Annotated in this window: 24 protein-coding genes, 1 pseudogene and 1 riboswitch; of the genes and pseudogenes, 10 read left to right on the forward strand and 15 right to left on the reverse strand. The window is 71.1% G+C overall.

Annotated elements, in window-relative coordinates:
* Nucleotides 1–44: 44 nt before the first annotated feature.
* Nucleotides 45–2,093 (forward strand): phosphatase PAP2 family protein, encoded by a 2,049-nt coding sequence (locus ACFY9S_RS03700; protein ID WP_391122337.1) that lies wholly within the window; start codon nt 45–47, stop codon nt 2,091–2,093.
* Between the two features lie 80 nt (nt 2,094–2,173).
* Nucleotides 2,174–2,584, forward strand: a complete 411-nt coding sequence (locus ACFY9S_RS03705) for a peptidoglycan-binding protein (protein WP_391122340.1) — start codon at nt 2,174–2,176, stop codon at nt 2,582–2,584.
* A 25-nt stretch (nt 2,585–2,609) separates the two neighbouring features.
* Here ACFY9S_RS03705 and ACFY9S_RS03710 read toward each other — a convergent pair.
* The 4 genes and pseudogenes from ACFY9S_RS03710 to ACFY9S_RS03725 all read right to left on the reverse strand — a co-directional run.
* Nucleotides 2,610–2,834 (reverse strand): annotated as a pseudogene (locus ACFY9S_RS03710) (ATP-binding protein); the annotation flags it as partial.
* Between the two features lie 48 nt (nt 2,835–2,882).
* Entirely contained in the window at nt 2,883–3,536 is a 654-nt protein-coding gene (gene leuE / locus ACFY9S_RS03715; protein ID WP_391122343.1) for a leucine efflux protein LeuE, read from the reverse strand.
* A gap of 61 nt (nt 3,537–3,597) precedes the next feature.
* Nucleotides 3,598–5,106: a cobalamin-dependent protein gene (locus ACFY9S_RS03720; protein ID WP_391122346.1), complete on the reverse strand. Its 1,509-nt coding sequence runs from the start codon at nt 5,104–5,106 to the stop codon at nt 3,598–3,600.
* Nucleotides 5,107–5,258: 152 nt separating this feature from the next.
* Nucleotides 5,259–5,687, reverse strand: coding sequence for an ATP-binding protein (locus ACFY9S_RS03725; protein WP_391122349.1), 429 nt, complete (start codon nt 5,685–5,687; stop codon nt 5,259–5,261).
* A 93-nt stretch (nt 5,688–5,780) separates the two neighbouring features.
* Between ACFY9S_RS03725 and ACFY9S_RS03730 the strand changes: the two genes are divergently transcribed.
* Both ACFY9S_RS03730 and ACFY9S_RS03735 read left to right on the forward strand, forming a co-directional pair.
* A complete protein-coding gene (locus ACFY9S_RS03730) occupies nt 5,781–6,608 on the forward strand; it encodes a Scr1 family TA system antitoxin-like transcriptional regulator (RefSeq protein WP_391122352.1) in 828 nt (275 codons plus the stop codon).
* Nucleotides 6,595–6,774, forward strand: a complete 180-nt coding sequence (locus ACFY9S_RS03735; RefSeq protein WP_391122961.1) for a DUF397 domain-containing protein — start codon at nt 6,595–6,597, stop codon at nt 6,772–6,774. The genes ACFY9S_RS03730 and ACFY9S_RS03735 overlap by 14 nt, the downstream gene beginning before the upstream one ends.
* Here ACFY9S_RS03735 and ACFY9S_RS03740 read toward each other — a convergent pair.
* The gene (locus ACFY9S_RS03740) at nt 6,758–7,927 is read right to left on the reverse strand and encodes a steroid 3-ketoacyl-CoA thiolase (protein ID WP_391122355.1); all 1,170 of its coding nucleotides are present in this window, start codon (nt 7,925–7,927) and stop codon (nt 6,758–6,760) included. The genes ACFY9S_RS03735 and ACFY9S_RS03740 overlap by 17 nt on opposite strands.
* A 218-nt stretch (nt 7,928–8,145) precedes the next feature.
* Here ACFY9S_RS03740 and ACFY9S_RS03745 point away from each other — a divergent pair, with 218 nt between their 5' ends.
* Entirely contained in the window at nt 8,146–9,381 is a 1,236-nt protein-coding gene (locus ACFY9S_RS03745; protein ID WP_391122358.1) for a cytochrome P450, read from the forward strand.
* Between the two features lie 204 nt (nt 9,382–9,585).
* Here ACFY9S_RS03745 and ACFY9S_RS03750 read toward each other — a convergent pair whose 3' ends face one another.
* The 6 genes from ACFY9S_RS03750 to ACFY9S_RS03775 all read right to left on the reverse strand — a co-directional run bounded on the left by ACFY9S_RS03750 (nt 9,586) and on the right by ACFY9S_RS03775 (nt 16,411).
* The gene (locus tag ACFY9S_RS03750) at nt 9,586–10,422 is read right to left on the reverse strand and encodes an ECF transporter S component (protein WP_102910316.1); all 837 of its coding nucleotides are present in this window, start codon (nt 10,420–10,422) and stop codon (nt 9,586–9,588) included.
* Entirely contained in the window at nt 10,422–12,113 is a 1,692-nt protein-coding gene (locus tag ACFY9S_RS03755) for an ATP-binding cassette domain-containing protein (protein WP_391122362.1), read from the reverse strand. Before ACFY9S_RS03755 ends, ACFY9S_RS03750 begins: the two co-directional genes overlap by 1 nt.
* The gene (locus ACFY9S_RS03760; RefSeq protein ID WP_391122365.1) at nt 12,110–13,201 is read right to left on the reverse strand and encodes a CbiQ family ECF transporter T component; all 1,092 of its coding nucleotides are present in this window, start codon (nt 13,199–13,201) and stop codon (nt 12,110–12,112) included. Before ACFY9S_RS03760 ends, ACFY9S_RS03755 begins: the two co-directional genes overlap by 4 nt.
* A complete protein-coding gene (locus tag ACFY9S_RS03765; protein ID WP_391122368.1) occupies nt 13,194–13,820 on the reverse strand; it encodes an SCO2322 family protein in 627 nt (208 codons plus the stop codon). The genes ACFY9S_RS03760 and ACFY9S_RS03765 overlap by 8 nt, the downstream gene beginning before the upstream one ends.
* Nucleotides 13,817–15,031 carry a prenyltransferase/squalene oxidase repeat-containing protein gene (locus tag ACFY9S_RS03770; protein WP_391122371.1) on the reverse strand — a complete coding sequence of 405 codons (1,215 nt, stop codon included), beginning with the start codon at nt 15,029–15,031 and terminating at the stop codon, nt 13,817–13,819. The genes ACFY9S_RS03765 and ACFY9S_RS03770 overlap by 4 nt, the downstream gene beginning before the upstream one ends.
* Before the next feature lie 110 nt (nt 15,032–15,141).
* A riboswitch (cobalamin riboswitch) is annotated at nt 15,142–15,280 on the reverse strand.
* Nucleotides 15,281–15,385: 105 nt separating this feature from the next.
* The gene (locus tag ACFY9S_RS03775; RefSeq protein WP_391122374.1) at nt 15,386–16,411 is read right to left on the reverse strand and encodes an MBL fold metallo-hydrolase; all 1,026 of its coding nucleotides are present in this window, start codon (nt 16,409–16,411) and stop codon (nt 15,386–15,388) included.
* Between the two features lie 159 nt (nt 16,412–16,570).
* Between ACFY9S_RS03775 and ACFY9S_RS03780 the strand changes: the two genes are divergently transcribed.
* Nucleotides 16,571–18,022: an aldehyde dehydrogenase family protein gene (locus tag ACFY9S_RS03780; protein ID WP_391122377.1), complete on the forward strand. Its 1,452-nt coding sequence runs from the start codon at nt 16,571–16,573 to the stop codon at nt 18,020–18,022.
* Between the two features lie 2 nt (nt 18,023–18,024).
* Nucleotides 18,025–18,258, forward strand: a complete 234-nt coding sequence (locus tag ACFY9S_RS03785; RefSeq protein ID WP_391122380.1) for a ferredoxin — start codon at nt 18,025–18,027, stop codon at nt 18,256–18,258.
* A 339-nt stretch (nt 18,259–18,597) separates the two neighbouring features.
* On the opposite strand, the gene ACFY9S_RS03790 is transcribed toward ACFY9S_RS03785, so the two are convergent.
* The gene (locus ACFY9S_RS03790) at nt 18,598–19,257 is read right to left on the reverse strand and encodes a TetR family transcriptional regulator (protein WP_102912559.1); all 660 of its coding nucleotides are present in this window, start codon (nt 19,255–19,257) and stop codon (nt 18,598–18,600) included.
* A 210-nt stretch (nt 19,258–19,467) separates the two neighbouring features.
* On the opposite strand from ACFY9S_RS03790, the gene ACFY9S_RS03795 reads away from it, so the two are divergent.
* From ACFY9S_RS03795 to ACFY9S_RS03805, 3 genes are read left to right on the forward strand one after another with little or no spacing between them, the layout of a single operon-like run.
* Complete coding sequence (locus ACFY9S_RS03795) at nt 19,468–21,054, forward strand: glycosyltransferase (protein ID WP_391122384.1); 1,587 nt, start codon at nt 19,468–19,470, stop codon at nt 21,052–21,054.
* On the forward strand, nt 21,048–21,797 hold the full coding sequence (locus ACFY9S_RS03800; protein WP_391122387.1) for a methyltransferase domain-containing protein: 750 nt from the start codon (nt 21,048–21,050) through the stop codon (nt 21,795–21,797). Before ACFY9S_RS03795 ends, ACFY9S_RS03800 begins: the two co-directional genes overlap by 7 nt.
* Nucleotides 21,794–22,861: a prenyltransferase gene (locus ACFY9S_RS03805; protein WP_391122390.1), complete on the forward strand. Its 1,068-nt coding sequence runs from the start codon at nt 21,794–21,796 to the stop codon at nt 22,859–22,861. The genes ACFY9S_RS03800 and ACFY9S_RS03805 overlap by 4 nt, the downstream gene beginning before the upstream one ends.
* Nucleotides 22,862–22,982: 121 nt before the next feature.
* On the opposite strand, the gene ACFY9S_RS03810 is transcribed toward ACFY9S_RS03805, so the two are convergent.
* The 3 genes from ACFY9S_RS03810 to ACFY9S_RS03820 all read right to left on the reverse strand — a co-directional run bounded on the left by ACFY9S_RS03810 (nt 22,983) and on the right by ACFY9S_RS03820 (nt 25,274).
* On the reverse strand, nt 22,983–23,276 hold the full coding sequence (locus tag ACFY9S_RS03810) for a hypothetical protein (protein WP_391122393.1): 294 nt from the start codon (nt 23,274–23,276) through the stop codon (nt 22,983–22,985).
* A gap of 46 nt (nt 23,277–23,322) precedes the next feature.
* Nucleotides 23,323–24,333: an LLM class F420-dependent oxidoreductase gene (locus tag ACFY9S_RS03815; protein ID WP_391122396.1), complete on the reverse strand. Its 1,011-nt coding sequence runs from the start codon at nt 24,331–24,333 to the stop codon at nt 23,323–23,325.
* 98 nt (nt 24,334–24,431) lie between these two features.
* Complete coding sequence (locus ACFY9S_RS03820) at nt 24,432–25,274, reverse strand: hypothetical protein (protein WP_391122399.1); 843 nt, start codon at nt 25,272–25,274, stop codon at nt 24,432–24,434.
* Nucleotides 25,275–25,343 lie beyond the last annotated feature (69 nt).

Genomic DNA, 25,343 nt, shown 5'->3' on the forward strand with positions numbered 1-25,343 from the left:
ATTCAGGACATGCGGGATGAACTGGTGCGAGAGGCCGACGAGACGTGGCGCATGCGGATCACGGCGGACGACCGCCGGAAGGCTTCGGAGCTACGGCCACCGGTGGGGCTCACCCACGCCTGCGCGCCGCCCGCCTCGGGCTGTGGCTGGTCGCCGCCCTCCTCGCCGTCCGGCAGGTGGCCGTCGTCCTCGCCACCCCGCGCGGTGAGCGGCTGACCGACCTGGAGACCTGGGTCGGGCCGAACGGCGTCCTGCACATGAACGGCTCGCTCTACGACTCGACCCGCTTCACCGGCACACCCTTCGGCGGCCTCGCCCTCAAGCCGCTCACCCGCTCGGCCGAACAGGCCCTCGGCTGGGGCTGGACCTTCGGCACGCTGCTGCTCGTCGTCGCCCTGGGCCTGATCGCCGCCCGCGCCCTGCCCCAGCCGGTCGGCCGCCGCACCGCACAGCTGGCCGCACCCGTCGCCGTCAGCCTGCTGATGCTGTCCCTGCCCGTCCGCAACACCCTGTGGCTCGGCCAGACCAGCATCATCCCGGTCCTGCTCGTCCTGCTCGGCTGCTTCACCGCCCGCGGCCAGCGCACCAGCGGCCTGCTCATCGGCGTCGCGGCGGCGCTCCAGCCCACCCTGCTGCTGTTCACGCCCCTGCTGTGGTGCACCGGGCGCAGACGCGCGGCGCTCACCACCGGCGTCTCCTTCGCCGCCTGCACCGGCCTCGCCTGGGCGGCGATGCCGCACGACTCCCACCGCTACTGGGTCCACCACATGGCCGGCGTCGGCCTCGGCGGCCCGGCCGACGACCTCGCCAACCAGTCCCTGCACGGCGCCCTGCTCCGGCTCGGCCTGAACGGCCCCCTGGAGATCGCGCTCTTCCTGGCGCTCGGCGCGGCCGTCGCCGTCCTGGCCCTGCGCAGGGCCGTGCGCTGCTTCCGCGACGGTCAACTGCTGCTCGCCGTCGCGATCACCGGCTGCGCCGCGATCGTCGTCTCGCCGACGGCCTGGCAGCACCAGCTGCTGTGGGTGCTGCTCGCCGTCGTCGGCCGGGCCGGCAGACGCGCCTCGGACCGGTACGTGTGGCCGGTCACCGTCGTCCTGGTCATGACCCTGCCGGCCAAAATGATCCTGCCGAACATGGCGTCCCTGAGCCCCGTGCGGGACAACGTCGTCCTGCTGACCGCGCTCGCCGCCGCCACCGCCGTGCCGTTCCTGTCCCGCACCTCGCCGGCCTGGCGATCGCCGCTGCCGGCCGCCCACGCCCCCGCGGTTCCGGCCCGCTTCCGGCACCTGCCGCTGCTGCCGGCCCTGCGCCGTGTCCTCACCCGCCCCAACCTCCTCCTGGAGCTGCTCCTCCTCCGCGTCACCTACGCCGCCTACTCCCAGGTCCGCCTCGCCGCCACCGGCGGCAGCAACTCGGCCGGGCGCGCCGAGGCCGAGGAGCACGGCATGCAGATCTACGAACTGGAGCGCACCCTGCGGCTCGACATCGAGCACTGGGTCAACCACACCGTCGTCGGAATCGACTGGCTGCGGGACTTCGCGGACCATTACTACACGTCGTTCCACTTCGTCGTGCCGCTGGCGGTCCTCGCGGTCCTCTACTGGCGTCGCCCCGGCGACTACCGCTGGGCCCGCTCCACCCTCGGCTTCGCCACCTTGCTGGCCCTCGTCGGTTTCTGGCTCTACCCCCTGGCCCCGCCCCGGCTGATGCCGACGCTCGGCTTCATCGACACCGTGCACGGCACACAGGACTTCACCCAGCCCGACTACGGCACGCTCACGGCCCTCACCAACCAGTACGCGGCCATGCCGTCCCTGCACTTCGGCTGGGCGCTGTGGTGCGGTGTCATGATCGCCGTCCTGGCGTCACGGTGGTGGATGAAGGCGCTGGGCCTGCTGCATCCGCTGCTCACCGCCCTGTCGATCGTCGCGACGGCGAACCACTGGGTGCTGGACGCGGCCGGGGGAGCGGTGGTGGTGGCGGCGGGCTTCGGACTCACGTACCTGCTGTCCGGCCCTCGGACGGTCACCACCGCGGCGGCCGAGCGGCAACCACGTGCTGACCCGAAAGACCGTACGCGGGTGACTGGTTGACGATGCAACCCGCCCGAGATGCAGCCCGGGTGAGGGCCGCGCACGATGAGAGCAAGGCACCCTCTCTGGAGGTGAACGGCATGCGACGTGTGCTCATCGCCGTAGCGGCGCTGGCTCTCCCCATCTCCCTCGCGGGAGCACCGGCTGCGGCTTCGGCGACTGACGAGGTCAAGCAGGCCCAGGTCGTAGAGAAGGTGAATCGTCCAACAGTCCTCGTGACCCAGGGGCCGCATGACATCTGCGACTTCACCGACAGCCGGCCGTCCCTCAGCCTGGGATCGTCCGGAGCGGCGGTCCGGCAAGCCCAGTGCTACCTCAACCAGGCGATCGGCGCGGGCCTCGACGAGGACGGGGACTTCGGCCGAGTCACGCAGTCCGCGACCAGGGCCTTCCAGCAGTGCGCCGGCATCGTCGTGGACGGGCGCATCGGAGCGCAGACCTGGTCGTTCCTCTCCTTCTGGGCCAACGCGCCGGGTGCTCCCTTCTGTTAGCGGGCCCCGCGTTCGAACCACACGGTCTTTCTCTGCCGTCCGTGACCTCCACCCGTACGCCCGTGCGCTGCCGCAGCAACAGCAGTGCGCGGCGGCGGTCCGGGACGTGCCGTACGACGTTCGCGAGCAGCTCCGTCACACCCAGCTCCACCGCGTCCGACAGCTCGGGCATGCGCCACTCTTCGAGGAAGGAGCGGACGATACGGCGGACGTGGCGGGGGGCGTGCGAGCCGACGGTGAGGCGGCGGATCTGCGGAAGGACCGTACTGCGAGCTGATCCAGTACTCACCGGCAGCCCTCAGTTGCTTGTCGTGGCCAGCTTCGCCGCGAAACCGAGGAACACCGCTCCCGCCCCCGTCGTCAAGCCTGCCGTCAGCTTTCGGCGACGGCGGAACTGCGCGGCGAGATAGGTGCCGCCGAGGATCAGCGCCGACACGTACGCGACGCTGATGAGTTGGTAGACGAGTGCGAGCAGGCCGAAGGACAACCCCGGGTAGGCGTAGCCGGGGTCGACGAACTGCACGAAGAACGAGATGAAGAACAAGATCGCCTTCGGGTTCAGGATGGTGATCACCAACGAGCGCCGGAACAACCGCCCACCCGTCGACGGCTCCCGGGCCGGCGCGTCCTCCCCGCTCTTCTCGTCGCGGCGTCGCGACATAGCCCATGCCGCCCGCAGCATGCCCACGGCGATCCAGGTCAGATAGCCGGCCCCGGCGTACTTCACGATGGCGAACAGCAGCTCGTTGGTCTGGAGCAGCGAAGCGAGACCGGCCGCTGTTGCCATCATGAGCAGGCTCTCGCCCAGGAACACTCCTGCCGCGGCGCGATATCCGGCCCTGACTCCCAGCCGTGCCGCGACCGACAGCGTGAACAGGGAACTCGGCCCCGGCAGAACAATGATCAGCGCAGCGCCCAGAGCATAGGTGAGCAGGTTCTCCACTCCCAGCATTCCGGCACCTTCCTCTTCGCCCTCGCGGGCCCGGCATCGGACGGGCCCCCGGGGTCCACGGCTATCCGACGTTGTTTCCCGTGCGCACGTTGTGCGCGCTCACCATCTCGTCCACCTCGCCGATGCGCTCCAGAGCGTGCTCCTCACTGATGTGTGTGAAGTTGTCCGCCCAGAACGCTCCCAGTTCGTCGATGTCGAGCAAGTCCTTGTCACCGAACCTGGCGAACATCTTCTCCCGTTCCTCGCGCGTCACCGTGATCCCCAGAGCGGCCAGGTAACTGTCGATCTCGGCGCTGCTCCTGAAGAAGTTCGGCCGCTCGTAGTCGACCAGCAGATCCCATGCCGGGCTGTTCGGCAACGGGATGAAGCGCGAGAACTCGACCGAGGAGAGCTCGACCTCGCCCAGCATCTGCCGGATGCCGGCGATGGTGCGATCCAGCGTCTCCGGCCGCTCTCCGGGGGCGCCGGCGATGTACGAGGCATGGACCGAGATATCCGCGTCGTTCAGCATGCGGATGGCTTCGAGATTGGTCTCGCCTGTTGTCTTGTTCTTCCGCTGCGCCTCAAGCATTTCGGGGTCAGCCGCGTCCAGGCCGATGTTGGCGCGCGTGACGCCCAGACGCCGGAGCTTGTCGACGTTGTTGCGCTTGGTCAGCCCGAGGGCGCGTGCGTAGACCATGATCTGGAGTTCACCGTCGTCGATACGGCGCTTCAGATGCGGCGGGGTGGCGTCGATGAGGGCGTCCACGTAGCGGGGGCTCGCGGTGAAGCTGTCGTAGACCTCGAAGAACAGGTTGATCCCGTGCTCGCGGTGGTACCGGTCGAGCGTTAACCAGAAACCCCGCGGGTCCCCCGTGTTGACGGTCAGGTCGGCGATGGAGCAGTAGGTGCAGCGCTTGTGTCCGTTCTCGCACCCGCGTGCGTTGTTCACCGTCACGGGTCGCACCTGGTGGCCGTGCAGATGGCCGAACTGCGAGCGGTAGTTGTGGGCATAGACGTCGAGCACGTCGTCGATGAAGGACAGGTCCGGAATGGTGTTGCGCAGCGACAGTGCGTACTTCGGTGCCGGATTGAGGTGGATCCGGCCCTCGTTCCGGTAGGCGAGCGAGGACACCTCGGTCACGCTGGTGCCGTCGGTCAGAGCGCGGACCAGTTCCACAAACGGGATCTCGCCACCGTCGTTGGCTATCACATAGTCGATCTGCGGCCTGTTGCGGAGGATCATTTCAGGAAAGAAGATTGCGTGGTCGTCACCCAGGACAACCTTGGCCCCGCATGCCTTCGCGGTTTCGGCGATCCTCAGGGCTTCCGAGTAAGTCGGTGTCAGCGCGCTGATCCCGACGACGTCGGGCTCGAAGGCCCGAACGGCCTGCTGCACGGTCTCGGTGTTGCTGATGCCGCCGTCGACGACTCGAATGTCGACCCGGCTGCCCAAGGCCTCTCGCGTGGCGGTGGCGAGCTGGACCACCCCGATGTGCGGATAGCAGGCGTAGTTCGAGGCGTTCCTGTTCGCCGTGGGGTTGGGGGCGTTCGCAAGCAGTACCTTCAACGTCGTTTCATCACCTGGCACTGGAAGAGCGAAGTGGACGGGCCGACAAAAGTCCCGCCGCACGGACGGATCATGAACGGTTGCATGCGGGAAGTGTCTTCAGAAGACACCAACCGGCCAGCGGGGGGCTGAAACCGGATCCTCCGATTCCATTCGGCCAGAGGGGGGGAAGATCAAGACATCGAAGCGGCCTGTCGTTCACGGGAGGAGTCGGCCCCGCATTCGAACCACACGGTCTTTCCGCCCCCGGACCGCAGCGACACGCCCCACTTGTCGGCCATCGCGTCGAGCAGGAGCAGCCCGCGGCCGTTCTCGGCCTCGGTGTCCAACCCGTCCGGTGTGCACGGCAGTTCTTCGCTGCCGTCCGTGACCTCCACCCGTACGCCCGTGGGCTGCCGCAGCAACAGCAGTGCGCAGCGGCGGTCCGGGACGTGCCGTACGACGTTCGCGAGCAGCTCCGTCACACCCAGCTCCACCGCGTCCGACAGCTCGGGCATGCGCCACTCTTCGAGGAAGGAGCGGACGATACGGCGGACGTGCCGGGGGGCGTGTGAGCCGACGGTGAGGCGCATCGCGTACTGGGCGGGAATGTATTCGTTCACGAGACGAGGCTGACGTGCGGTGACTACCCTCGGCTACAGAACGGATACAACCGGTTCCGTTGTGGACCGGGTTGCGTGAGAGGGGCTTCTGCCGTGACCCACATCAACGCCCTTGATCCGGGTGCCTCACCGCTCGACTATTACGGTTTCGAGCTACGACGCCATCGAGAGGCGGCTGGCCTGACGCTGAAGCAGCTCGGGGGAATCCTCAACTACACCGGCTCGTTGGTGGGCCAGATCGAGACAGCACGGAAGGTTCCGACGCCGGAGTTCAGTGAACGGGCGGATGCGGCGCTGGGCACGGACGGCCTGTTCTCCCGGCTGGTCGAACTGGTGCTGCGCAGTCGGCTCCCGGCCTGGTTCCAGCAGGTGGCCGAGCTGGAGATCCGGGCAACCGAGATCTGCTCCTTCCAGACGCACATGGTCCTCGGGCTGCTTCAGACCCAGGGATACGCGCAGGCTGTGCTCGGCGCGCTTGACAGGAGCGACCTCGAAGACCGCACGGCAGTCCGCCTGGCTCGTCAACGCGTCTTCGAGAAGGGGGAGCCGCCGGTCTTCTGGGCAGTCCTGAGTGAGGCCGCGTTGTACTTGGAGATCGGTGGCCCGGAGGTGATGCGAGAGCAACTCGCGCACCTGTTGTCGTTCGAGAGCAACCCTCGGCTCAACATCCAGGTGCTGCCGTTCTCGGCGGGTGCGCACCCGGGTCTGCAAGGCTCGTTCGACGTCTACCGATTTTCGACCGACCCCACCATCGTCTACACGGAGGGGTATGGCAGCGGGCATCCGACCGCGAACCCGGACACGGTCAGAGAGTGTTCGCTCCGTTACGATCACCTCCGGGCCGCCGCGCTTTCCCTCACCGACTCGGCGGAGCTCATCCGGCGCGTAATGGAGGATCGCTATGGAGATGCAGTGGCGTAAGTCGACGTACAGCGGCGACCAGGGCGGCCAGTGCCTCGAAGTCGCACATACTGCGGAGACCGCTGTGGCCATACGCGACTCAAAGAACCCGGCGGGACCGATCCTCACGCTCGACCCCGCCACGTTCACCACGTTTATCAACTGGACGACTACATCCGCTGAATGATCGTGCCGGTGGCCAAACCGCCCCCCGCGCACATGGTGATCAGCGCGAACTCCTTGTCCGCGCGCTCCAGTTCGTGAAGTGCCGTCGTGATGAGCCGGGCCCCGGTCGCTCCCACCGGGTGCCCGAGCGCGATCGCGCCGCCGTTGACGTTGACCTTGGACAGGTCCTGGTCGAAGACCCGCGCCCAGCTCAGCACCACGGACGCGAACGCCTCGTTGATCTCCACCAGGTCGATGTCCTTCAACGACATCCCGGCCTTGCCCAGCACGGCGTTCGTCGCGTCGATCGGGCCGTCGAGGTGGAAGTGGGGGTCGGACCCCACCAGTGCCTGGGCCACGATCCGGGCCCGGGGGCGCAACTTCAGCGCCCGCGTCATCCGCTTCGACGCCCACATGACCGCCGACGCCCCGTCGGAGATCTGCGACGAGTTGCCGGCCGTGTGCACCGCCGTCGGCATGATCGGCTTCAGGGCGGCCAGCGCCTCCGCCGACGTGTCGCGCAGACCCTCGTCCCGGTCGACCAGGCGCCACATGCCCTGCCCGGCGTGCTGCTCCGCCTCGGTCGTGGGGACCTGAACCGCGAACGTCTCCCGTTTGAAGCGCTCCTCCGCCCAGGCGTGCGCGGCCCGCTCCTGCGAGGCGAGACCGAGCGCGTCGACGTCCTCGCGGGTCAGGCCCCGGTGGCGGGCGATGCGCTCGGCCGCCTCGAACTGGTTGGGCAGGTCCACGTTCCACTCGTCGGGGAACGGCTTGCCCGGCCCGTGCTTCGACCCCGACCCCAGCGGCACCCGCGACATCGACTCCACCCCGCACGAGATGCCGACGTCGATCACGCCCGCCGCGACCATGTTGGCCACCATGTGCGAGGCCTGCTGGGACGATCCGCACTGCGCGTCGACGGTCGTCGCTGCCGTCTCGTACGGGAGCCCCATGGTCAGCCAGGCCGAGCGCGCGGGGTTCATGGACTGCTCGCCGGCGTGCGTGACGGTACCGCCGACGATCTGCTCGACGCAGTCGGCTGGGATGCCGGTGCGGCCGAGGAGTTCACGGTAGGTCTCGCCGAGGAGGTAGGCGGGATGCAGGTTGGCGAGCGCGCCGCCGCGCTTGCCGATGGGGGTGCGTACGGCTTCGACGATCACGGGTTCGGCAGCCATGGGTGCGGGTCCTCTCCGGGAGGCTCAGCGGAGCTAGTACGCGTTCTAGTTCTGTGAGTAGTGTGCTGAGGGCTGCTCGGTGACCGCAATAGTCGTGCGGGCAATTGGCGGGGCCGTGCCTCTTGCTACTTGTAGAACCCGTTACTACCGTCACCGCAACTCCGCACAGCTGATGGGCCGTCAGACCTCAGAGTCGGTACGAGTGGTGGGAGCCGCCCATGCCCTGTCCCGCGCTGCCCGACGGGTTCGACTTCACCGACCCCGACCTGCTGCACCACCGCGTGCCCCTGCCGGAGTTCGCCGAGCTGCGCAGGGCCGAACCGGTCTGCTGGGTGGCGCAGCGGGCCGGACTCGCCGGCTTCCAGGACGAGGGCTACTGGGCCGTCACCCGGCACGCCGACGTCAAGTACGTCTCCACGCACCCGGAGTTGTTCTCGTCGTCCCTCAACACGGCGATCATCCGCTTCAACGAGCACATCGAGCGCGACTCCATCGACGCGCAGCGGCTGATCCTGCTGAACATGGACCCGCCGGAGCACACCCGGGTCCGGCAGATCGTGCAGCGCGGGTTCACGCCCCGGGCGATCCGGGCGCTGGAAGGGCGGCTGCGCGACCGGGCCCACTCCATCGTCGAAAACGCCCGCGCGCACTCCGGGCCGTTCGACTTCGTCACCCAGGTCGCCTGCGAGCTGCCCCTCCAGGCGATCGCCGAGCTGATGGGCGTCCCGCAGGAGGACCGGGACAAGATCTTCGACTGGTCCAACAAGATGATCGCGTACGACGATCCCGAGTACGCCATCACCGAGGAGGTCAGCGCCGAGTCGGCCACGGAGATCATCGCCTACGCGATGAACATGGCCGCCGACCGCAAACAGTGCCCGGCCCACGACATCGTCACGCAGCTCGTCGCGGCGGAGGACGAGGGCAACCTCAGCTCCGACGAGTTCGGCTTCTTCGTGCTGATGCTGGCCGTCGCGGGCAACGAGACCACCCGCAACGCCATCACCCACGGCATGCACGCCTTCCTCACCCACCCCGACCAGTGGGAGCTGTACAAGAGCGACCGCCCCGAGACGGCGGCTGAGGAGATCGTGCGCTGGGCGACCCCGGTCGCCGCCTTCCAGCGCACGGCCACCCAGGACACCGAACTCGGCGGCAAGCGCATCCGCGAGGGGGACCGGCTGGGCCTGTTCTACGCCTCGGCCAACCACGACCCCGAGGTCTTCGACGAGCCGGAGACCTTCGACGTCACCCGCGACCCCAACCCGCACCTCGGTTTCGGCGGCGGCGGTCCGCACTACTGCCTGGGCAAGTCCCTCGCGGTGCTGGAGATCAACCTCATCTTCAACGCGATCGCCGACGCCATGCCCGGGCTGAAGCTGGTCGGGGACCCGCGCCGGCTGCGCTCGGCGTGGATCAACGGAGTGAAGGAGCTTCCGGTGAGCACGGGCTGACGTACCGGTCCGGACATGGCACAGGCGACGGCCCCGGGGATCAGGGGGCCGTCGCCTGGTCGTCCAGGGAAACAGGGCCCGCCCGTACCGGCAAAGCCCTGTCTTACTAGGCCGGGCCGCATGTCCGGCGCGGCACCGGGCGTCTGACCGGGACCGGACGTCTACGAACCCGCTTCGTACGTGACGCGGGTCATGTGGGGGGCCTCACTGCCGGGGCGCCTCGAACGTGACCGGCGTCTCGAAGGCCGCCCGGCGCGTCGCCCGGCGCAGCGCCCTGAGGACCACCGGGCCGAGGGCGAGCGTCAGGACGACCGTGACGACGGCCCGCCCCAGGTCCCAGCCGAGCGACGTCGCGACGCAGTACGCGACGAAACGGGCCAGGTTCGCGGCGACCGCCGCGTGCGGATCGAAGGCCACGTTCGAGGCGAGGGCGCTCATGAAGGGCCAGCCCGCCATGTTCATCACCGTGCCGTAGGCGAACGCGGCCACGAAGCCGTAACAGGCGAGCATCCCGAGTTCGGCCCGGCCGCGCAGCCGGTCCGGGCCCGGCAGCAGGCCCGCGCCCATCGCGAACCAGCCCATCGCCAGCATCTGGAACGGCAGCCACGGCCCGACCCCGCCCGTGAGCAGCGCGGACGCGAACATCGTCACCGAGCCGAGGACGAACCCGAAGCCCGGGCCGAGCACCCGGCCGCTCAGCACCATCAGGAAGAACATCGGCTCGATCCCGGCGGTACCGGCGCCGATCGGCCGCAGGGCCGCTCCCGTGGCGGCCAGCACGCCGAGCATCGCGACCGCCTTCGGGCCCAGACCCGACTCCGAGATCGCGGCCGCCACGACCGCCACCAGCAGCACCAGCAGGCCCGCGAAGAGCCAGGGCGCGTCCTGCGCGTGCGCGCCGATCCGCGAGCCGGGCGGGGCGAGGAAGGGCCAGCCGAAGCCGGCGACGCCCACCGCGCTGACCAGCGCCAGGGCGGCGAGGGAGCGGGGGCCGAGACGGACGGCCCGGGCCTGTCGCTGGATCGTGGCCGAGGTGCCCATCAGCCGGCCTCGGGGCGCAGGGCCTCGCGGACCTGCGAGACCGTGAGCCAGTGCTGGGGCGCGAGGATCTTGGTGACCTGCGGGGCGAAGGACGGCGAGGAGACCACGACATCGGCCGTCGGGCCGTCCGCGATCACCTCGCCCTCGGCCAGCAGCACCACCCGGTGAGCGATCTCGGCCGCGAGCTCCACGTCGTGCGTGGCCAGGACGATGGCGTGCCCCTCGGCGGCCAGCGCGCGCAGCACCGTGACCAGCCGCGCCTTCGCCGCGTAGTCCAGGCCCCGGGTCGGCTCGTCCAGCAGGAGCAGCGGGGGCCGGGCGGTCAGCACGACGGCCAGCGCGAGGGCGAGCCGCTGCCCCTCGGAGAGGTCCCTGGGGTGGGTGTCGTCCAAGACGCCGGGCAGCAGCTCGGTGACCAGGGCGCGGCAGGTGCCGGGGTCCGCGCCCGCGTCCTGGTCCGCCGCCGCGCACTCGGCGGCGACGGTGTCGGCGTAGAGCAGGTCGCGCGGCTCCTGGGGGACCAGGCCGACCTTGCGGACGAGGTCCCTCGGTGCGGTGCGGTGAGGGGTGGCCTCACCGAGGCGGACGGTTCCGGAGCTGGGCTTGACGAGGCCGACCAGGGCGTTGAGCAGGGTGGACTTTCCGGCGCCGTTGCGGCCCATGAGGGCGATGGTCTCACCGGGGGTGATGGTCAGGTCGATGTCGCTCAGGGCCTGGACGCGGCCGCGGAGTACGGAGAGGGCTCGTACTTCGCCTATGGGGCCGGTCCGTGCCGGCCGCTCGCGGGTGCGGGTTGTCCGTGGCTTGTCGCGCCCGCGCGGCGGCAGCCGCATATCGATCACAGCCCCGCGCCCCTGAGGTTCGATGCCCTCGCGTACCCCGAGTCGTGCGCGTAGATCCGCCGCCCTGCGCCGGGCGTCGCGGACCGTCAGGGGCAGAGGGGCCCAGCCAGCGAGGCGGCCCAGGGCCACCACCGGCGGGTACACCGGGGAAACGGCCATCACCTCGGCCGGGTCGCCCAGGACGGGGGGTGCGCCCGGGGCCGGAAGCAGGACGACCTGGTCGGCGTACTGGATGACGCGCTCCAGGCGGTGTTCGGCCATGAGGACCGTCGTGCCGAGGTCGTGGACCAGCCGCTGGAGGACGGCCAGCACCTCCTCGGCGGCCGCCGGGTCCAGCGCGGAGGTCGGCTCGTCCAGGACGAGGACGCCCGGGTGCGGGGTGAGGACCGAGCCGATCGCCACGCGCTGCTGCTGGCCGCCGGAGAGCGTGGCGATCGGCCGGTCGCGCAGACCGGCCAGACCCAGCAGGTCGAGCGTCTCCTCGACGCGGCGGCGCATCACGTCCGGGGCAAGGCCCAGCGACTCCATGCCGTAGGCGAGTTCGTCCTCGACGGTGTCCGTGACGAAGTGGGAGAGCGGATCCTGGCCGACCGTCCCCACGACATCGGCCAGTTCGCGCGGCTTGTGGGTGCGGGTGTCGCGCCCGGCGACCGTGACCCGGCCGCGCAGGGTGCCGCCGGTGAAGTGCGGGACGAGTCCGCTGACCGCGCCCAGGACGGTGGACTTGCCGACGCCGGACGGGCCCGCCAGCAGGACGAGTTCACCTTCCGGGACCTCGAAGTCGATGCCCCGGACGGTGGGCTCGGCGGCCCCGTCGTAGGTCACGGAGACGTCCTCGAAGCGGATCACGACAGCTCCTTGGGATCAGGGGCGACGAACGCGGGCAGCAGGCCGAGCAGTACGGCCGCGGCCGGCCAGAGGGGGAGGGCGGGAGCGACCAGGGGGACCACGCCCGGGTGCAGGGCGGCGGGGTCGCGGACCGCGGCGAGGGCGAGCAGGGCCGCCACCGCGACGCCGGAGGCGACGACCAGCCAGGCGCGCACGTCCCAGCGGTCCGGGCGGTAGCGGGTGCGCAGTGACCGGCGGCCGCCGAGCTTGAGGCCGGCGAGGGCGGCGGCGAGACCCGCGAGGAGCACGGGGAGACCGTAGGCGGCGCCCTCGGCCGTGAGGAGACCGTACGTTCCCGCGCAGACGCCGAGCAGGCCGCCGAGGGTGAGGGCGGCTGTGGTGCGGCGTACGCCGGGCGGGACCTGTGCGGTACGGCCGTAGCCGCGGGCGTCCATCGCGGCGGCCAGGGCGACGGAACGCTCGAGAGCACCCTCCAGGACCGGGAGTCCCACGTGCAGCAGGCCCCGGATGCCCCGGTCCGGGCGCCCGCGCAGACGGCGTGCGGCGCGCAGCCGCTGGACGTCGGCGATCAGGCTCGGGGCGAAGGTGAGGGCGACGACGACCGCGACGCCCATCTCGTACAGGGCGCCCGGGAGGGACTTGAGGAGACGGGAGGGGTTGGCGAGGGCGTTCGCGGCGCCCACGCAGATGAGGAGGGTGGCCAGCCGCAGACCGTCGTACAGGGCGAAGGTGAGGGCCTCCGCGGTCACCTCGCCGCCGAGCCGGATGCCCTGGGCCCAGGCGGGGAGGGGCACTTCGGGGAGGGTGAGGAGGGTGTGCGTGCCCGGGATGGGGGAGCCGAGCACGATCGCGAAGACGAGGCGGATGAGGATCACGGCGAGGGCGAGTTTGACGAAGGCGCCGTAGGAGCGGGACCACGGGGTGTCGGGGCGGCGGGTGGCCACGACGTAGGCGGAGACCGTGATGAGGAGGGCGAGGAGCAGGGGGTTGGTGGTGCGGGTGGCGGCGGTGCCGAGGGCCAGCGCCCAGAGCCACCAGGCGCCGGGGTGCAGTTGGGCACGGTTCCGGCGCCGGATACCGCTAGCCACGCCGTCGTACCTGCCAGATCGCCGCCCCTCCCAGGAGCACCACCACGGCGATACCCGCGACCAGGCCCAGGGACGGCCCGCCGTCCGACGGGGAGCTCTTCTCCGCCGCAGGCTGCTGCTTCTGGGAGACCTGTTCGCCGCAGCCCTTCTCCGGATAGCCCGATATCGCACACAGGAGGGCGTTGGTGTCGTAACGCAGTGGCTTGGCCACCGCCGCCAGGGCCTCGGCCGTCGTCGCGTCGGGGGAGACCCGGGCGCAGGCCGTGCGGGCGGCGGGCGGGGATTCACCCCCCGGGGCGTCCGAGGGGGTGCCGAAGTCGATGACCAGGGCCACCCGCTTCCTGCCCTCCAGCGCGGGCGTCTTCGCGCAGATCGACGCGAAGTCGGCCGTGCCGCGCGGCCGGACCGCGCTCGCGGAGTCCTCGCTCACCGCGAAGCGGAAGCCCTGGACGTCGCCATCGGAGGGGCGGGCCAGGGACGGGCCCTGGGTGGCGTAGACCCAGCGGCCGGCGTCGCGCTCCCAGAACGACCAGTACCGGTAACCGGCGGCCTGGGCCTGGCCCGCCCCCGTGCACAGCAGGAGCGCGGCCAGGAGGAGGAGAAGGGCCCTGCGGATCACAGCTGCCGCTGCTTCTTGCGGCCGGTGAACAGGAACCCGATGCCGATGCCGGCGACCAGGCAGACGCCGACGTACCACCAGACCCCGAAGAAGTCCGAGCCGGAGTCCTCCTTCTCGTCCGAGGCGTTTGTCTTGGTCTTCTCGGCGGTCTGAGGGGCCGGGCCCGTCGCGCCCAGCTGCTTGACGAGGTCCGCGCCGCCGAAGTCACGCGGGTTCGTGCCCGTCGCGTGGGCGGCGAAGATCAGCTGGGCGTAGGCGGCCGGGCCGCTCTGCGCGGCCCAGGACGCGGAGTTCTTCTCCAGCCACCGCACGGCCTTCTCCGCCTGCTCGGTGTCCCCCCGCGCGGCGAGCGCGACGACCGCGTCGGCGGTGTTGCCGAAGTCGGGCTGCGGCTCGGCACCGGCCAGGGCGGACATGAGGTGGTTGCCGTCCTTGGCGAGGGCGGCGGTGAGGTAGCCCGCGCCGTTCGCCGCCGCCTGCTGTGGCGTCGCGGCCTTCTCGCAGGTCGCGTCGGACTTCTCGCCGGGTTCGACGACCATGCCCTTGCCCAGCGTGCCGAGCACACCGGCCGCCGTGGCGTCCGCGTTGGCGGCGAGCTTGCCCTTCTTGTCCGGCTGGAACGCGAAGGCGCCGTCGCCGTCCCCGCCACACGGCAGGGCGAGCTTCAGCAGCGCGTCGTGGGGCGACCTGCCGTCCTTCTCGACCTGCTCCGGCTTCTCGCCCGCGGCGGCGAGCGCGCCTATGACGACCGACGTCGAGTTGGTGTCGCTGGCCCCGCCGGGCGAGTAGCCCCAGCCGCCGTCCTCGTTCTGGACGGACTTCAGCCAGCCGACGGCCTTGCGCGTGGTGTCGTCGTGCCCGCCGAGCGCGGCCAGGGCCTGCACGGCCGCCGACGTGGCGTTGGTGTCGAGCATGGTCTTGGCGTCGCACGCGGTGGTGGGATCGGAGCGGTAGGAGGCGAAGCCGCCGTCCTCGCACTGCTGCCGTGTCAGCCACTCAACGGACTTCGCCGCCGGCTTCACACCCACGGTGTCCTGCGCGAGCAGCGCGAGCGACTGACGCCAGACGCCGTCGAACTTCGGGTCCTTGTCGCCGTACAGGGCGGAGGGGAACGCCTGGGACGGCGACGGGGACGGGTCGGCGGCGGCCGGGGTGGCGGCGCCGATCACGGCGACGGCGGCCAGGACCGCGGCGCTGCGGCGGACGTTCATGATCGGCGGGTGCCTCTCCCTGTGGGGGAGCCGGGCAGCACGGGACATCCCGGCGGCTCGGCTCCGTAAACCTCGACGGTGCCGCGCACCGGCGGTCTGCCGGGCACGTGAGCCGGTCACGAAACCGTACGAGGCGATCCGGCTCACCGCCGCGGTGGACGGTTTCACGGTTGCGGGTCAGCGCCGGAATTGCACCGGCTTCCCCCCGTACGGTGTGATGACGACCCGCTTACTGTACCTGCACGTGAAATTCGGCCGAGGGGGCGGCCGGGCTGCCGCCGGGGTGCCGACGTGCCCCGCTGTCGGCCCGGCCGATGCCCCCGCTCCTCGCGTTGCCCTGCGCTTGCGCCGTCTTCACGCCGCCGCGTACGTCACCGGGTCGCTCCCCGGCACCGCTTCCGCCCGGCCCAGCTTCACCAGCCGCCGCAGATGCGCCTCGGCCTCCGAGACGGCGATGGTGCGGGAACCGTACGGGATCTGGTCCCAGGGGCGGTTCCACTCCATGCGCTCGGCGAGCTGCCAGGGAGTGAGGGGCTCGGCGAGCAGCGCGAGCAGGGCGGTCAGGCGGGACTCGTGGTGGGTGAGCAACTCGCGTATGCGGGCGGCGGCGTCCGGGAACGGGTGCTGGTGGGCCGGGAGGACCTCGGCGGGGGCCAGCCGGCCGACGCGCTCCAGGGAGTCGAGGTAGTCGCCCAGGGGGTCGGTGACAGTGGTCTCTTCGGGGTCCTCGTACAGGCCGATGTGCGGGGTGATGCCGGGCAGCAGGTGGTCGCCGGAGAACAGGCGGCCACGGCCAGGGAGCTGGGCCGGGTGGGTCTCCTCCAGGTGGAGGCAGACGTGGCCCGGTGTGTGCCCCGGGGTCCAGATCGCGCGCAGGCGGCGGCCGGGCAGCTCCAGGAGTTCGCCGGGGACGATGTCGCGGTCGGGCAGGGCGGGGGAGAGGCCGGGCAGGGCGCGGGACCGGGGCGCCCGCAGCGGGGCGATGTGCTCCTCGGGAGCGCCGGCCGCGGCGAGCTTGGCCACCATGTAGGAGAACCAGCGCTCGGGACGGGCCTCCCGGGTCCGCCGTACGACCGCGGTGTCCGCCGCGTGCATCGCGATCCACGCGCCCGACGCCTCACGGACCCGGCCGGACAGGCCGTGGTGGTCCGGGTGGTGGTGGGTGATGACCACACCGTGGATCTCGGCCGCCGAGGTGCCGCAGGCCATGAGGCCCTGGGCGAGGGTGTCCCAGGACTCCGGGTCGTCCCAGCCGGTGTCGATCAGCACCGGGCCGCGGTCGGTGTCGACGACGTACACCAGCGTGTGGCCGAGCGGGTTGTCCGGGATCGGGACCCGGAGGGACCGGACGCCTCCGCCGTGGTCGGTCACCTGTGTCATGGGCTCCCCTGTCGCCGGCTCCCCGTCACTATAACTAGAACGGGTTACAGCGAGGAGTCTCCTCGTGGTGCGCGGTCCGTGGACTCCTCGGGGCGGGGCTGGTATCAGTGGGCTTACCTGATGCATCGTCAGAGAGCGTCCCCGGGGAGGCAGTCGGCCATGACCGAGCTCGTGGAACACGGACAGCTGTTCATCGGCGGGGAGTTGACCGACCCCCTGGGCCAGGACGTCATCGAGGTGGTCTCACCGCACACCGAGGAGGTCATCGGGCGCGTCCCGCACGCCTCGACGGCGGATGTGGACCGGGCCGTGGCGGCGGCCCGGCGGGCGTTCGACGAGGGGCCCTGGCCGCGCATGAGCCTCGACGAGCGGATCGAGGTCGTGGGCCGGATCAAGGACGCCATCGCCCTCCGGCACGACGAGATGGCCCGCGTGATCTCCGCCCAGAACGGCTCGCCGTACTCCTGGAGCGTCCTCGCCCAGGCGCTCGGCGCGGTGCTGGTCTGGGACTCGGCGATCACCGTCGCCCGGAACTTCACCTACGAGGAGCAGCGCGACGGTGTGCTGGGCAGGATCCTCGTACGCCGCGAGCCCGTCGGGGTCGTGGCCGCCGTGGCCCCATGGAACGTCCCGCAGTTCGTCGCCGCCGCCAAGCTCGCCCCGGCCCTGCTCACCGGCTGCACGGTCGTCCTCAAGCCGTCGCCCGAGTCGCCGCTCGACGCCTATCTGCTCGGCGAGATCGCCCGCGAGGCCGGGCTGCCGGAGGGCGTGCTGTCGATCCTGCCCGCCGACCGGGACGTCAGTGAGTACCTGGTCGGGCACCCCGGCATCGACAAGGTGTCCTTCACCGGGTCGGTCGCGGCCGGCAAGCGCGTGATGGAGGTGGCCGCCCGCAACCTCACGCGCGTGACGCTCGAACTGGGCGGCAAGTCCGCGGCCGTCGTCCTGCCCGACGCCGACGTCGGGACGGCCGTCGCGGGCATCGCCCCGGCGGCCTGGATGAACAACGGCCAGGCCTGCGTCGCCCAGACCCGCATCCTCCTGCCGCGCTCCCGCTACGACGAGTTCGCCGACGCCTTCGCCGCCGCGGCGGGCGCCCTGAAGGTCGGCGACCCGCTGGACCCGGCGACCCAGGTGGGCCCGCTGGTGGCCCGGCGGCAGCAGCAGCGCAACCTCGACTACATCCGCATCGGTCAGGAGGAGGGCGCCAAGATCCTCACCGGCGGCGGACGCCCGGCCGGCCTGGACCGCGGCTGGTACGTCGAGCCGACCCTCTTCGGCGACGTCGACAACTCCATGCGCATCGCCCGCGAGGAGATCTTCGGCCCGGTGATCTGCCTGCTGCCCTACGACGACGAGTCCGACGCCGTGAAGATCGCGAACGACTCCGACTACGGGCTCAGCGGCAGCGTGTGGACCGCCGACGTCGAGCACGGCATCGACATCGCCCGTCAGGTCCGCACGGGCACGTACTCCGTCAACACCTTCAGCCTGGACATGCTCGGCCCGTTCGGCGGCTACAAGAGCTCGGGCCTGGGGCGGGAGTTCGGGCCCGAGGGGTACGGCGAGTACCTGGAGCACAAGATGATCCACCTCCCGGCGCAGGCGTAGCGATGGGCGACCGCTGGCACGTCGAGGTCGACCGCTCCCTGTGCATCGGCTCCGCGCAGTGCCTCCACCACGCGCCGGACGGCTTCCGCCTGGACGCCGCCCGCCAGTCCCGTCCGGCCGCCCCGGACATGGACGCGAACGAGCGGGTGCTGGAGGCGGCCGAATGCTGCCCGGCGGAGGCGATCACGATCACGCTGCGTGACAGCGGGGAGGCGGTGTTCCCGCCGGAGGAGTAGCGCCCGGTAGGGCCGTTGGCGCCCGGTAGGGCCCGTAGTGCCCGTAGAGCCGGTAGCGCCCGCAGCGCCCGAAAAATCTTGGATAGTCGGGGTTGCATTCCCTTGCTGGCGTTTTATCCTGGAAATCGGCCTACGAGGCGAGTGAGGGAGTCCGACCGGAGCGGCCGACGTCGGCGGGAAGTTTCGGCTTCCGCTGGTGCCGACTGCGACGGTAGGGCTGAGAGGCCGGAAGGACGCAGGGCCGTAAGGCCGGGCGCCCGGAAGGCGACCCCCAGTACCTGATCCGGACCATGCCGGCGAAGGGAACCCGTCTCGTAGGTCCTCGTCGTGTCCGGGGGCCTACGGAGCGGCCGGTGCCGTCAGGTCGATCAGACGGCACACCGTCTCGATGTCGATCTTCACCTGGGCGATCGAGGCGCGGCCCGACAGCCAGGTGATCAGCGCCGAGTGCCAGGTGTGCTCGATGACCCGGACCGCCGAGAGCTGCTCCGGGGTCGGGTTCTCCTGGCCCATCGCGTCCAGGATGATCGCCGTCGTCTGGCGGGAGACCTGGTCGACCTCCGGGCTCACGCTGCGGTCGGCGAAGGTCAGCGCGCGGACCATCGCATCGGCCAGATGCGGCTCGCGCTGCAGTGCCCTGAAGGCCCGCATCAGTGTCTCCGCGACCCGCTCGGCCGCCGTCTCGCCCTGCGGGGGCTTCTTCCGCAGCGTGCCGTGCATGTGCTCCAACTGGTCCTGCATGGTGGCGACCAGCAGATGGATCTTGGAAGGGAAGTAGCGGTACAGCGTGCCGAGCGCCACCTGCGAGGACTCCGCGACCTCGCGCATCTGCACCGCGTCGAAGCCGCCCCGGCTGGCCAGCTGCGCACTCGCGTGCAGGATGCGGCGGCGGCGGGCCTCCTGCCGCTCCGTGAGGGGCGGGGAGACGGGGGCTGCCGCTCTGGCTTCCACCTTGGCCGGCTTGTTCACCTTGGCGCTCACCTTGGCTTCCGCGGGCATGGGTCGGTCCCGTTCCGTGACCGTCCGTGAGGACGAGTGATCACACAGCATGGCACGGTGCCGTCGTGGCGTGAATCACCTGATCCACTGCTCACAGCACCCCTACCTGCCGGTAGATTCAGAGCCTCCGAACGATCAAGTCTGAAACTTGTTCTAGATTAGCGTCCCGGCGTAATCTCGCGGGACAGTGCAGGGAGAAGGGGGCCGAGAGTGACCGCTGAGGCCAGGGAGGCCGGGGCCACGGAGGGCCCCGCTGCCGACGGCTTGCGACCGCTCAACATCGCGCTCCTCACCTATAAAGGGAACCCGTTCTGCGGCGGACAGGGCGTCTACGTCCGGCACCTCTCCCGCGAACTGGCCCGCCTCGGCCACCGCGTCGAGGTCATCGGCGCCCAGCCGTACCCCGTCCTCGACGAGGGCCACGACGGGCTGAGCCTCACCGAGCTGCCCAGCCTCGACCTGTACCGCCAGCCGGATCCTTTCCGCACGCCGGGGCGCGGCGAGTACCGCGACTGGATCGACGCGCTGGAAGTCGCGACGATGTGGACGGGCGGCTTCCCGGAACCGCTGACCTTCTCGCTGCGCGCCCGCCGCCATCTGCGCGCCCGCCGCGGCGAGTTCGACGTCGTGCACGACAACCAGACCCTCGGCTACGGCCTGCTGGGCGATGTCGGCGCACCGCTGGTGACGACCATCCACCACCCCATCACCGTCGACCGGCGGCTGGAGCTGGACGCCGCGGAAGGACGCAAGCGGCGCTTGTCGGTGCGGCGCTGGTACGCCTTCACACGCATGCAGAAGCGCGTCGCGCGAAGGCTGCCGTCCGTGCTCACCGTGTCCGGCACCTCGCAGCAGGAGATCATCGACCACCTCGGCGTCCGGCGGGACCGCATCCACGTGGTCCACATCGGCGCCGACACCGACCTGTTCTCGCCGGACCCCTCGGTGCCGGTCGTGCCGGGCCGGATCGTGACGACGTCCAGCGCCGACGTGCCCCTGAAGGGTCTGGTGCATCTCGTCGAGGCAGTGGCCAAGGTGCGGACCGAGCACCCCGGCGCCCATCTCGTCGTCGTCGGCAAGCGGCCCACCGAAGGGCCGGTCGCCCAGGCGATGGAGCGGTACGGCCTCGCCGGGGCCGTCGAGTTCGTCAAGGGCATCTCCGACGCGGAACTCGTCGACCTGGTCCGCTCGGCGCAGGTCGCGTGCGTGCCGTCGCTCTACGAGGGCTTCTCCCTTCCGGCCGCCGAGGCCATGGCGACGGGCACGCCCCTGCTCGCCACGACCGGCGGCGCCATACCCGAGGTCGCCGGCCGCGACGGCGAGACGTGCCTCGCGGTACCGCCCGGCGACGCGGGCGCGCTCGCCGCGGGCCTGGGCCGGCTGCTGGGCGACGCGGAGCTCCGCGCCCGCCTCGGCGCGGCGGGGCGTGAACGGGTCCTGCGGAACTTCACCTGGGCCAGGGCCGCTGAGGGCACGGTGGCCCGCTACCGCGAGGCGATCGACCGGGCCGGGGCTCGCACCGTCCCGCGGGCGTCCGGCCGTTCGGCCCCCTCGGCGGGTGCTGTGGCCGTAGCCACGGCAGGCACAGCAGGTGGTGCTGTCCCCGCGGCCCCGGCAGGCACAGCAGGTGGTGCTGTCCCCGCGGCCCCGGCAGGTACAGCAGGTGGTGCTGGCCCTGCGGCCCCGGCAGGTACGGCAGGTGCTGTGGGCGTAGCCCCGGCGGGTACAGCGGGTGCTGTCCCCGCGGCCCCGGCAGATGTAGAAGGCGTCAACTCCGAAAGCAGGGCCACGTGCTGACCGTCGACTTCTCCCGGTTCCCGCTCGCCCCGGGCGACCGCGTCCTGGACCTGGGCTGCGGTGCCGGCCGGCACGCCTTCGAGTGCTACCGGCGTGGCGCGCAGGTCGTGGCGCTGGACCAGAACGCCGAGGAGATCCGCGAGGTCGCGAAGTGGTTCGCCGCGATGAAGGAGGCCGGCGAGGCCCCCGAGGGCGCCACCGCCACGGCCATGGAGGGCGACGCCCTCGCGCTGCCCTTCCCCGACGAGTCCTTCGACGTCGTGATCATCTCCGAGGTGATGGAGCACATCCCGGACGACAAGGGCGTCCTCGCGGAGATGGTGCGGGTGCTGAAGCCCGGCGGGCGCATCGCCGTCACCGTCCCGCGCTACGGGCCCGAGAAGGTCTGCTGGGCCCTCTCCGACGCCTACCACGAGGTCGAGGGCGGCCACATCCGCATCTACAAGGCCGACGAGCTGGTGGAGAAGATCCGCGAGGCCGGCCTGGAGCCGTACGGCTCGCACCACGCCCATGCCCTGCACTCGCCCTACTGGTGGCTCAAGTGCGCCTTCGGCGTCGACAACGACAAGGCGCTGCCGGTGCGGGCGTACCACAAGCTGCTCGTCTGGGACATCATGAAGAAACCGCTGGCCACCCAGGTCGCCGAGCAGGCGCTGAACCCGCTGATCGGCAAGAGCTTCGTGGCGTACGCGACCAAGCCGCACCTGCCGCGTCTGGCCGACACCGGGGCGGACACCAAGTGACCACTCCCCGGACGGAACATCTGGTCCTGCCCGGGGTCCTCACCGCGGAGGAGGCCGCCGCGACCGTCGCCGGCATCCTCGCCGTGCAGCGCGAGGACGGCGCCATCCCCTGGTTCCGGGGACACCACCTCGACCCGTGGGACCACGTCGAGGCGGCCATGGCCCTCGACACGGCCGGAGAACACGAGGCCGCCGAGCGCGCCTACCTGTGGCTGGCCCGGCACCAGAACGAGGACGGCTCCTGGTACGCCGCCTACACCGACGGCGAGCCCGACGCGGTCACCGACCGGGGCCGGGAGACCAACTTCGTCGCCTACATGGCCGTCGGCGTCTGGCACCACCACCTCTCCACCGGTGACGACGCGTTCCTGGACCGGATGTGGCCGGCGGTGTACGCGGCCGTGGAGTTCGTGCTCCGCCTCCAGCAGCCCGACGGGCAGATCGGCTGGCGGCGCGACGACGACGGTACGGAGACGACGGACGCCCTGCTGACGGGGAGTTCCTCCATCCACCACGCGCTGCGCTGCGCACTCGCCATCGCCGAGCAGCGGGAAGAGCCGCAACCCGACTGGGAGTTGGCGGCGGGTGCGCTGCGGCACGCCATACGGCGCCACCCCGAGCGGTTCCTGGACAAGAACCGGTACTCGATGGACTGGTACTACCCGGTGCTCGGCGGTGCGCTCACCGGTGCGGAGGCCAAGGCCAGGATCGAGGAGGACTGGGACCGGTTCGTCGTCCCCGGGCTGGGCGTGCGGTGTGTGGTTCCCAACCCGTGGGTGACGGGGGGCGAGTCCGCCGAACTCGCGCTAGCGCTCTGGGCGATGGGGGAGTCCGACCGGGCACTGGAGATCCTGCAGTCGATCCGGCATCTGCGGGATCCGGAGAGCGGGCTGTACTGGACGGGGTACGTCTTCGACGACGACGCGGTCTGGCCTCGGGAGCTGACCACGTGGACCGCGGGGTCGTTGTTGCTGGCCGTGGCCGCGCTCGGGGGCCACGAGGCCACGTGTCAGGTGTTCGGCGGGGACTTGCCTGTGGGACTTGAGTCGGACTGCTGCGCCTAGGAGTTCGGGGGGTTTCGCCAGTTGTGCGGGCGCGGGTGGTGCGCGGCTGATCGCGCCCACGCGGCGGAGCCGCATGTCGAACACGGCCCGCGCCCCTGAGGACGAGCCCCTGAAGGCGTGTTCAGTGACGCTGGGCCCGGTTCGCGATGGCGTGGCCGACGAACAGGTACACCACCGCTGCCAGGCCGTAGCCGCAGACCACTCGGGCCCAGGCCTCGTCGAACGTGAACAGGTCGTGCGACCAGCCGGCGAGCCAGCGGGCCGCGTCGTGGATGAACTGGACGAACGAGTTGCCGGGGTTGGCGTCCAGCAGGTACATCAGGATCCAGAGACCCAGGATCAGGGCCATGATGTCGGCCACGACCGCCACGATCGTGCCGACTTGATTCGCACCGTTGCGATATCGAGGGGACATACCTTCCGGATTGCCCTTGAACTCTGGATGAAACCAGGGGATTCGCTCAGGAGTTCAACTCGGCGAGTACCCGCAGGGTGTGCGGGTCGGGGCTGAGCACGAGGAGGTCCGTCACCGGGCCCTTGCGCCACGACTCCAGCCGCTCGGCGATCCGTTCGCGCGGACCGACCAGGGAGATCTCGTCGGCGAAGGCGTCGGGGACCGCCAGCACGGCTTCCTCCCTGCGGCCGGCGAGGAACAGCTCCTGGATGCGGCGGGCCTCGGCCTCGTAGCCCATGCGGGCCATCAGGTCGGCGTGGAAGTTGCGGGCCGCGTGGCCCATGCCGCCGATGTAGAAGCCCAGCATCGCCTTGACGGGCAGCAGGCCTTGGGCGACGTCGTCGCAGACCCGGGCCTGTGCCATCGGCGCGACCAGGAACCCCTCGGACAGCTCCGCCAGGGCCGGGCCGTAGACCTCCGGCCGGGTCGGCGACCAGTACAGCGGCAGCCAGCCGTCGGCGATCCGCGTCGTCTGGGCGACGTTCTTCGGCCCCTCCGCGCCCAGCAGGATCGGCAGGTCCGGACGGAGCGGGTGCGTGATCGGCTTGAGGGGCTTGCCGAGGCCCGTGGCGTCCGGGCCCCGGTAGGGGTGGGAGTGGAAGCGGCCCGCCAGTTCGACGGGGGCCTCGCGGCGCAGCACCTGCCGCAGGACGTCGACGTACTCGCGGGTGGCGGTGAGCGGCGAGGCGGGGAACGGGCGGCCGTACCAGCCCTCGACGACCTGCGGGCCGGACAGGCCGAGGCCCAGCATCATGCGGCCGCCGGACAGATGGTCCAGCGTCAGGGCGTGCATCGCGGTCGTGGCCGGCGATCGGGCCGCCATCTGTGCGACGGCCGTGCCGAGCCGGATGCGGGAGGTGTGGGCCGCGATCCAGGTGAGCGGGGTGAACGCGTCCGAGCCCCAGGACTCCGCCGTCCACACGGAGTCGTAGCCGAGCCGCTCCGCCTCCTGCGCCAGGGGCACGTGGCCCAGGGAGGGGCCGCGGCCCCAGTAGCCGAGCGCGAGACCGAGCCGCATGCCTGCCTCCTGACGGTGTGTCAGCTGACGGGGGACGCCGACTGTACGACAACGGCCCCCCGCCCGGAAGGGCGAGGGGCCGAGAGGCGCTGAGAGGCTCAGCCGCGCTGGATGCCCGACGTGTCCTGCAGGACGCCGCGGCGGCCGTCCTGTGTCTGGGCGACGAGGGTCGCACCGCGCTGCTCGACGGCCAGGTACCAGGTACCCGGGGCGAGTTCGGCGATCGGCGTCGGCGAGCCGTCCTCCGCGAACAGCGGCCGCGGCACCGGCACCGCGAACCAGAACGGGGAGAAGTCCCCCGCAGGCTGCTGCGGCGGCTGCTGCGGCTGGGCCTGAGCCTGCTGGGGCTGCCCGCCGAACGGCTGCCCGGGCTGCCCCGGCTGCGGCTGGCCGTAACCGCCGGGCTGCTGCGCGCCCGGGTAGCCGTAACCACCGGGAGGCTGGGCGCCGTAGGGCTGCGGGGCGGCCGGGCGGGGGGCCGGGAGCAGGGCGCCCTTGAGTGCCGGGACGAGGGGGGTCGCGAGGGCGGCGGCGGCCATCAGCAGCGTGGCGATGAGGGCGAGGATCATGCCGATGCCGGGGCTCGGGGCGTTGACGCTGCCGTTCTCGCCGATGTTGTCGAAGCCGCCGGGCACGTCGAAGATGTTGCCGAGCGCGCTCCACGCGGCGAACACCGTGAAGGCGATGCCGAACGGGGCGAGTTCCAGGCTCGCGATCTTCGGGGCCTGCGGCAGACCCCGCGCGACGACGACGAGGGCGGCGCCGATGATCCCGGCCAGCACGACGCTGAACACGACCGGGCCGCTGCCCCACAGGCTGGGGAGGTCGACGCTGTCGGGGACATTGTCGAACGAGTAGAGGTCGAGGAACGACGCGATCAACAGCAATACCGCTGCTCCGATCACCACGCCGTCGCCCCGAGTGAGGGAGCGGATATTCACTTCAGGTCCTTCGTAGGTCGTCTCATCGTCGGTAGAGGCGTCGCTGTCACCATGCCGCCGTCCGGACTC

The sequence above is a fragment of the Streptomyces sp. NPDC012474 genome (genome assembly GCF_042955185.1).
In the GTDB taxonomy this organism is placed as follows: Bacteria; Actinomycetota; Actinomycetes; order Streptomycetales; family Streptomycetaceae; genus Streptomyces; species Streptomyces cahuitamycinicus.